The 7754-nt window shown below is 56.7% G+C and carries 7 protein-coding genes; all 7 read left to right on the forward strand.

From position 1 onward, the window contains the following. Positions 1–642: carbohydrate ABC transporter permease (locus ACIQ20_RS14780; protein WP_395781610.1), on the forward strand; the 642-nt coding region annotated here is incomplete at its 5' end. Beyond that, entirely contained in the window at positions 639–1517 is an 879-nt protein-coding gene (locus ACIQ20_RS14785; protein ID WP_395781612.1) for a sugar ABC transporter permease, read from the forward strand. The genes ACIQ20_RS14780 and ACIQ20_RS14785, both read left to right, overlap by 4 nt. Positions 1518–1521: 4 nt before the next feature. Beyond that, entirely contained in the window at positions 1522–3222 is a 1701-nt protein-coding gene (locus ACIQ20_RS14790) for an alpha-amylase family glycosyl hydrolase (protein ID WP_395781614.1), read from the forward strand. Positions 3223–3295: 73 nt separating this feature from the next. Beyond that, on the forward strand, positions 3296–4762 hold the full coding sequence (gene zwf / locus ACIQ20_RS14795; protein WP_395781616.1) for a glucose-6-phosphate dehydrogenase: 1467 nt from the start codon (positions 3296–3298) through the stop codon (positions 4760–4762). Beyond that, positions 4759–5475, forward strand: a complete 717-nt coding sequence (pgl, locus tag ACIQ20_RS14800; RefSeq protein WP_395781618.1) for a 6-phosphogluconolactonase — start codon at positions 4759–4761, stop codon at positions 5473–5475. Before zwf ends, pgl begins: the two co-directional genes overlap by 4 nt. A 15-nt stretch (positions 5476–5490) precedes the next feature. Further along, positions 5491–7383 carry a phosphogluconate dehydratase gene (edd, locus tag ACIQ20_RS14805; RefSeq protein ID WP_395781620.1) on the forward strand — a complete coding sequence of 631 codons (1893 nt, stop codon included), beginning with the start codon at positions 5491–5493 and terminating at the stop codon, positions 7381–7383. After that, the coding region (locus ACIQ20_RS14810) for a glucokinase (RefSeq protein ID WP_395781622.1) at positions 7380–7754 on the forward strand (375 nt) is incomplete at its 3' end. The genes edd and ACIQ20_RS14810, both read left to right, overlap by 4 nt.

Consider the following 7754-nt stretch of genomic DNA (forward strand, 5'->3'; position numbering starts at 1 on the left):
CTTGGGGTGGCGATTGGCCTTGGGATGGCATTGTTGCTCAATATCAAAGGGCTGCGGGGTGTTGCGATTTATCGTACGCTTTTGATCCTGCCTTGGGCCATTCCAAACTATATCACGGCCTTGACGTGGAAGGGGATGTTCCACCCGCAATTTGGCGCGATCAATCAAGCCATCCAAGCTTTTGGCGGGCAACCCGTACAGTGGTTTGATGCTGTGGGTCCCAGCTTCGTCACCGGCCTTGCCACCAATGTGTGGCTGTCCTTCCCCTTCATGATGGTGGTAGCGCTGGGGGCGCTTCAGGCGGTCGATGAAGATATGTATGAGGCAGCCCGCATTGATGGGGCCTCGCCTTGGCAGCAATTCTGGCTGATCACCTTGCCCAGCCTGCGACCCGCCCTTTTGCCTGCCGTTATTGTCTCGGTCGTCTGGACGTTCAACATGTTCAATGTGATTTACTTGGTCAGCGCCGGCCAACCCTCGGGGGCCAATGAAATCCTCGTGACACGGGCGTACCGGATCGCGTTTGAAGAATATCGTTACGGCTATGCCGCAGCTTATTCGGTCGTGATTTTCCTGATCCTGCTGATCTATGGCGTGTTCCAGATCCGCGCGACTTCCGCCACGGAGGCCAATAACAAATGACGTCATCCGATCAAAAGCGCGCCCCCCTTTGGCTGCATCCCATTCTGATACTCATCACGCTGTTTGCGCTCTATCCGGTTTTCTGGGTCTTGGCGCTGGCGTTCTCCGGTACCCAAAACATTGGACTGGCGGACTTGCCAGCCAATCCCGGCTTTTGGGACCGGATGCGAGCCGCAACGCCGGTCCCGGCCCAATGGTCGACGGAAAACTTTGTTGGCGTCTTGCGCGATCAGCCCTTCCTTCAATGGATGCTGAACAGCTTGTTGGTTGCCGCACTGACCACCGTTTTTGGTGTCGCTTTGGCGTGCTCTGCTGGCTATGCCTTCTCGCGCTTCCGCTTCAAGGGCCGCGAAACGGGCATGACCTTATTCCTAGTCACCCAAATGTTTCCGGGCACCCTGATGCTGATCCCGCTCTATGTGATCATTGTGGACTGGCTTGATCTCGACAACTCCGTGTGGGCGCTGGTGATTGTCTATTCGGTGACCGCCATTCCATTTTGTGTGTGGATGTTGAAGGGCTATTTCGACTCCATCCCGATCGAGATTGAAGAAAGCGCGATCATGGACGGCTGTTCACCGTCGCGCATTTTCTTTCAGATCGTCTTGCCTTTGGCTCGCCCGGCCGTTGCCGTGACCGCTCTATTCAGCTTCATGACGGCTTGGAACGAGTTCATCCTCGCCGCGACCTTTATGGATGAGGAGTCTCTTTATACTGCCCCGGTCGGCTTGAGGTTCTTTGTCAGCGAATATTCCTCCCAATGGGGCTATTTTGCTGCGGGTTCTATTTTGGTTTCCCTGCCTGTGGTTCTCCTATTCCTCACGCTTCAGAGGTTCCTTGTGTCAGGCCTGACAGCCGGTGGGGTGAAGGGGTAATCTGATGGGGTGTCGTCCTTGGTTTAGCGGGCTGAGGCGCATCGGTCCCCGTGCGCTTGTCCTTCTAGGCTTGGCCTTTGCCTCCGTGGTCTGGGCAAAGCCAGCCCCTGAGCCAATCGTTATTTCCAAACCCATGGGCCAGACCGAAACCCGTCTGCCCTGCAACCGCGGTGGAAGCCCGTTTTGCGAGCTTCGCCTCTATCAGGTGATGGTCGGCACGTTTGTTGACGGCACACCAGATCACGATCCGGTGGGCGGCTATGGTCCAGGCCCGCATACCGGGGATATCAAGGGCGTCATCCAAGCTCTCGATCAGATCAAAGCGATGGGCTTTAATGCCGTCTGGCTCACGCCCATTTTTGATAGTGCGGCTGGTAGCCCGCAGTACCGTCATTCCGGCGAGAAAGTGGTCAATCCCCGCCTCGATGGCACGGGCTATTATCCGCGCGACTATTTCAAAGTTGATCCCCAATATGGCACCGCGCAGGACGTGCGCGACCTGATCGCGGCAGCAAAACAGCGCGACCTGAAAATCATTTTCGACGGCGTCTTTGGTCACCACAAAGGCAATCCTACCCCATCACCATCCGGTCTTATTCCTGCCGCCTCCAAGCGCACGTCGGATTACTTCGGTAGCCCTAAGACCTATCCCGGTGAGGTGGTTGATTTTGCCAATCCCAAATCGTTGGCCTTTTATGATGAAGTCGCCCGCTATTGGATCGATGTTTATGGCATTGATGGTTGGCGCTTGGATCAAGCCTATCAAGTGCCCAATCGGCCGATGGCGAGGCTGGTCAAATCCATTGAGGAAGCCTCGAAGGATCAGGGCAAGCTTGGCTATGTCGTCGGCGAAATTTGGGGTACGGCAGACAGAATTCGCGCCTCTCTGGGAACCAATGAAGAGCCTGCCCTACCCAACGCATTTGATTTTCCCACCCGCTATGCTCTGGTCCAAGTCTTGGCAACGGGTGAGGACGGCACGAAGGGCAAGCCCGCCACGACTTTGCAGGACGGCTGGGCGATGGGCGCACATGCCAGCTACCCGGACCACGCCATTTTGAATTTGATGCTGGGCAATCATGACTTGGTCCGGTTTGGCGACTTGATCCAAAGGGCAGGGAAGGGCGAGCCGAGTTCGGAATCCTATTGGGCCCGGCACCGTTTGGCCTTTACCTTCATGGCGGGCTGGTCAGGGCCGATCACCACCTATTATGGCGAGGAAGTGGGTGCCGAAGTCGCCGGATTCTCGATGAGATTGGCCCAAAATTGCGGCGAGGTCCAAAAGTGTGACGACCATATTGCTCGAAATATAGTCAAACTCCCCGGTATAAATGCAAAAAACACCGATGTTCTGCCCAAAGCGCTTGCACTGCGCGACTACCTGACCGAGTTACTGGCCTTACGTAAGGTCAGCCCGGCGCTTTATGCCGGTTCGCGGACGCATCTGTACTCGGATCAGCATCTCTATGTCGATCTCAAAGCGCTGGGCGCGGAGAAGTTTGTGTTTGTCATGAATGTTTCTGATCTGCCTCAAACCATTCGCTTGGCCAAAAGCGCTTTGTCCAACGAGGATCTAAGGGAAGCACGACTGATGATTGGCGATATCAAGGTTCAAGAGACCGATCTTGGCCTCGACATAGACTTGCCGCCGTTGAGCTCAGGCATTGTGCGCATTCAAACGTCAGGGGCTGCTGCACGTCCTTGAGATAAAAACACTGATTTGGCGCTGTATTCCGCGACAAATCCCTTTAACCCTGATGTTCCTATGGAGCGCTCTGATGGCTGAATTCGTCCCCGTCCCCAGTTTTGATTTGGTAGTTTTCGGTGCATCCGGGGATTTGGCTCTACGGAAGCTGTTTCCGTCACTGTTCCATCGTTTCAAAGATGGCCAGATTCCAAGCGACAGCCGCATCGTTGGCGTGGCTCGCCAAGCGATGACAAAGGACGCCTTCCGTAAGACGGTCAGTGAAGGCTTTGCCAATTTGGCCAAGGGCGATCCCTCCACCGAGGAATTTCAAGCCTTTTTGAGCTTGATTGATTATGTGGCGCTGGACGCCACCAAGGCCGAAGGTCCGTGGGACCATCTCGTGCAATCGTTAGCAGACGGCGAAGATAAGGTTCGGGTCTTTTATTTATCGACCCCGCCTTCGGTGTTTGGCGGCATTTGTGCCCAATTACGTGCAGCCGGATTGGTGTCGCCCGCCTCACGGGTCGTCCTTGAGAAGCCATTGGGTCGCGATCTCATGTCTGCCAAGGCAATCAATGATGCGGTGGCGGAGGTCTTTTCCGAAGATCGCGTTTACCGAATTGATCATTATCTCGGCAAAGAGACGGTGCAGAACCTTCTGGTCCTGCGCTTTGCCAATGCGCTGTTTGAGCCTGTGTGGTCGCGCGCGTCGATTGATCACGTGCAAATCACAGTGGCCGAGACGATCGGCGTCGGCAGTCGTGGCGATTATTATGACAAGTCGGGTGCGATGCGCGACATGGTGCAGAACCACTTGCTACAGCTTTTGTGCTTGGTGGCGATGGAGCCGCCTAATTCGGTTGATGCCGATGCCATTCGGACTGAAAAGATCAAAGTGCTGCAAGCACTCGTGCCGATTGGTCCTGCCGATATCACGAGCCATAGCGTACGCGGCCAATATCGTGCAGGCCTTGTCGAGAATGAGCCGGTTAAAGGCTATTTGGAAGACTTGGGTCCGGACCGCACCAGCTCGACCGAGACCTATGTCGCGCTCAAGGCCGAGATTTCCAATTGGCGCTGGTCCGGCGTTCCGTTTTATTTGCGCACCGGCAAGCGTCTGCCGTCGCGTCGATCCGAGATTGTCGTGACGTTCCGCCCGCCACCCCACAGTCTGTTTGGCAGTGGTGGGGAGCCCAACCAATTGGTCATGCGGTTGCAGCCCGATGAGGGTATGGAGATGTGGTTGCAGATTAAGGAGCCAGGCCCTGGCGGCTTGCGCGTTAAATCCGTGCCGCTTGATTTGTCCTATGAGACAGCCTTCACGCTGCGCTATCCCGATGCCTATGAGCGCCTGTTGATGGACGTCGTGCGCGGCAATCTCTCGCTCTTTATGCGTAAGGATGAGGTGGAATCAGCTTGGGCGTGGGTCGATCAGGTGATTGCCGCTTGGGAAAGTGCTGGCACGCAACCCGACCCTTATGCTGCCGGCAGCGACGGCCCATTGCGGGCCGCTTTGTTGATGGACCGCGATGGTCGCAAGTGGCGTGACCTTATATGACCGCCACGATGACCACCTTTCCGCTTCTAAGCTTCCCAAGCCGATCGGCCGCTGAAGAAGCCCTTGCTTCTGCCTTGGAAGCTGGTGTCCGCGATGCACATGCCGAAGGACGGCGTGCGCGCATTGCTTTATCCGGCGGCTCTAGCCCAGAACCCGCCTATCGCGCCTTTGCCGCCAAAGATCTTGATTGGTCAAAGGTCGATATCGCGTTGGTTGATGATCGCTGGGTAGATGTGGATCAAGCAGGCTCTAATCAGGCGATGATTGAACGCGCTTTTGCTTCAGCGATTGGGGTCACAATTTTCGGCATGAAGCTGCCTATTGCCAGCCCGAAGCTGGCTGAAGCTGAATTGGATGGCGTATACCGCGCCCTGCGCCCGTTTGATGCCATCGTGCTGGGCATGGGGCCAGATGCGCACACAGCGTCGTGGTTCCCGGCTTCTCCTGATTTGGCTGCTTGTCTCGATCCACAAGGCCCCGCGACCGTCTTGGGTGTAGACGCCAGCCTCGCCCCTGTGGCGGCACCCTATCTGGAGCGCATGACGGTGACTTTGCCGGTTGTGAGCGAGGCGCAGCAAATTCTGATCTTGGTGTTTGGGGCTGACAAAAAGCAAATCCTTCAACAAGCACTTGATACGCCTGTCACAAACGCGCCGATAAAAGCGGTTATTGAAGCTTCCGGGGCCAAGTGCATAGCACTTTGGGCCAATTGATTGAGAGTGATGACCATGTCTAAGCCCCTTCATTCAACGATTGCTGCCGTGACTGCCCGCATCGAGGCGCGCTCCAAGGCCCGTCGGCAGCGCTACTTGGATATGATCGAGACGCGCCGGTCACCTGATCCGGCGCGGGCCCGTCTTGCTGCCGCCAATCAGGCGCATGGTTTTGCGGCTTGCCCGCTTCAAGACAAAGAGATGCTCAAGAATAGCCGCTGGGCCAATATCGGCATCGTGACGGCCTATAATGACATGCTTTCGGCCCACCAGCCGCTGGCTGCCTATCCCGACATGATCAAGGCAGCGGCGCGAAAAGCCGGGGCGACGGCCCAAGTCGCAGGCGGTGTGCCAGCCATGTGTGATGGTATCACCCAAGGCTTTGAGGGGATGGAGTTGTCGCTCTTCTCGCGCGATACCATCGCAATGAGTGCGGCAATTGCGCTGTCGCACGATACGTTCGATGCCGCGATTTATCTGGGCGTGTGTGACAAAATTGTGCCGGGCCTTTTGATTGGCGCCCTTCGCCATGGCTGGCTGCCATCGATATTCTGTCCCGCTGGGCCGATGCCCTCAGGCTTGCCCAATCCTGAGAAAGCCCGCATCCGACAATTGTTTGCCGAAGGCAAAGTTGGCCGCGAGGCTCTGTTGGAAGCGGAATCGCAGAGCTATCACAGCGCTGGCACCTGCACGTTTTATGGCACCGCGAATTCGAACCAAATGCTGATGGAGATTATGGGCCTGCATGTGCCGGGCACTGCCTTCATCAATCCCAACACGCCCTTGCGTTCGGCGCTGGTTGAATCTTGCGCCAAGCGGGCGAGCCAGATCACGCAATTGGGCGATAGCTATATCCCAATCGGCCATGTCGTGGATGCCCGCAGTATCGTGAACGCCATTGTTGGCCTGTGCGCGACAGGTGGCTCTACCAATCAAATGATCCATATCCCGGCAATTGCCCAAGCTGCCGGCTTGATTGTGGATTGGGATGATTTCAATGATCTCTCCTCGGTGACACCGCTTCTGTGCCGCGTCTATCCAAATGGGATCGCGGACGTGAACCATTTCCATGCCGCCGGTGGTATGGGCTTTTTGATCCGCGAATTGTTGGACGCTGGCCTCTTGCATGGCGACGTTTTAACCGTCGCTGGCCAAGGGCTGGAAGCTTACACCCAAGAGCCCTTCTTGACCGATACTGGCGTTGAATGGCGCGAGGCACCGACCATAAGCGGCGATACATCCGTTCTGGCACCTGTGTCAGAGCCATTCTCTAAAGATGGTGGTCTTCGCGTTTTGCAGGGCAATTTGGGTCGTGCTTGCGTCAAAGTTTCAGCGGTGAAGCTGGAGCAACGGATCGTGGAAGCCCCCGCCCGGGTTTTCAAAGATCAGGCTAGCTTGCATGTCGCCTTTAAGGCGGGCGAACTTGACCGTGATATCGTGGTGGTCGTGCGCGGCCAAGGCCCTGCCGCAACCGGTATGCCGGAGCTGCATAAGCTAACCCCACCTTTGGGCGTTCTACAGGACCGTGGTTTCAGGGTTGCTTTGGTGACCGATGGCCGCATGTCGGGCGCGTCTGGCAAAGTCTTGGCGGCCATCCATGTCAGCCCGGAATCCAAGTCTGGCGGCCTGATTGGAAAGATTCGCGATGGCGATCTCGTTCGCGTCGATGCCGAGGCTGGCACCTTAAATGCGCTGGTGCCGGATGAAATCTGGCAGGCCCGCGTTGTCGACACCACGGTTGTCGAGGGCGTCACCCGCGGCTTTGGCCGGGAGATGTTCTCCATGTTCCGCGCCCTTGTAAGTCATGCCGAGCAGGGGGCAATGCCCTTTGGCGATATGGATCCAGATGAGGCCATCTTGGACCCAACCCAAGACCAAGCGCCAGAAGCAGCTGAGGCAGACGCATGAGCTCACAAGCTATCCTCGTCGGCGATGTTGGCGGCACCAATGTACGCCTCGCCATTGCGCACATTGATTCCAACAGCCAAGTTGAGCTCTCTCATGTCGAGCGCATGCCTGTCTTGTCTTTCCCAAGCTTGGATGATGCAATCGAGGCGTGGCAGAAAGAGGGCCGAACCCTGCCGTCGTCAGCCGTGTTTGCGCTGGCGGGGCCAACGGGCGCAGACGAGGTCCATTTTACCAATTCCTCCTGGGTTGTTTCGGCTTCGGCAACCAAAGCCCGCTTTGGCTTTCAAAGCGTGACCTTGGTCAATGACTTCGCCGCCCAAGCGCGCGCCGTGCCCTCCAACAATGCGGATGCGTTTGAAGTTCTGATTGAG

The sequence above is a fragment of the Aquidulcibacter sp. genome (genome assembly GCF_044346625.1).
In the GTDB taxonomy this organism is placed as follows: Bacteria; Pseudomonadota; Alphaproteobacteria; order Caulobacterales; family Aquidulcibacteraceae; genus Aquidulcibacter.

Excerpts from the sequence above, each read along its gene's own strand:
- ACIQ20_RS14785 (WP_395781612.1), top strand. The coding sequence starts at position 639 with ATGACGTCATCCGATCAAAAGCGCGCCCCCCTTTGGCTGCATCCCATT.
- edd (WP_395781620.1), top strand. The coding sequence starts at position 5,491 with ATGTCTAAGCCCCTTCATTCAACGATTGCTGCCGTGACTGCCCGCATC.
- ACIQ20_RS14790 (WP_395781614.1), top strand. The coding sequence starts at position 1,522 with ATGGGGTGTCGTCCTTGGTTTAGCGGGCTGAGGCGCATCGGTCCCCGT.
- zwf (WP_395781616.1), top strand. The coding sequence starts at position 3,296 with ATGGCTGAATTCGTCCCCGTCCCCAGTTTTGATTTGGTAGTTTTCGGT.
- pgl (WP_395781618.1), top strand. The coding sequence starts at position 4,759 with ATGACCGCCACGATGACCACCTTTCCGCTTCTAAGCTTCCCAAGCCGA.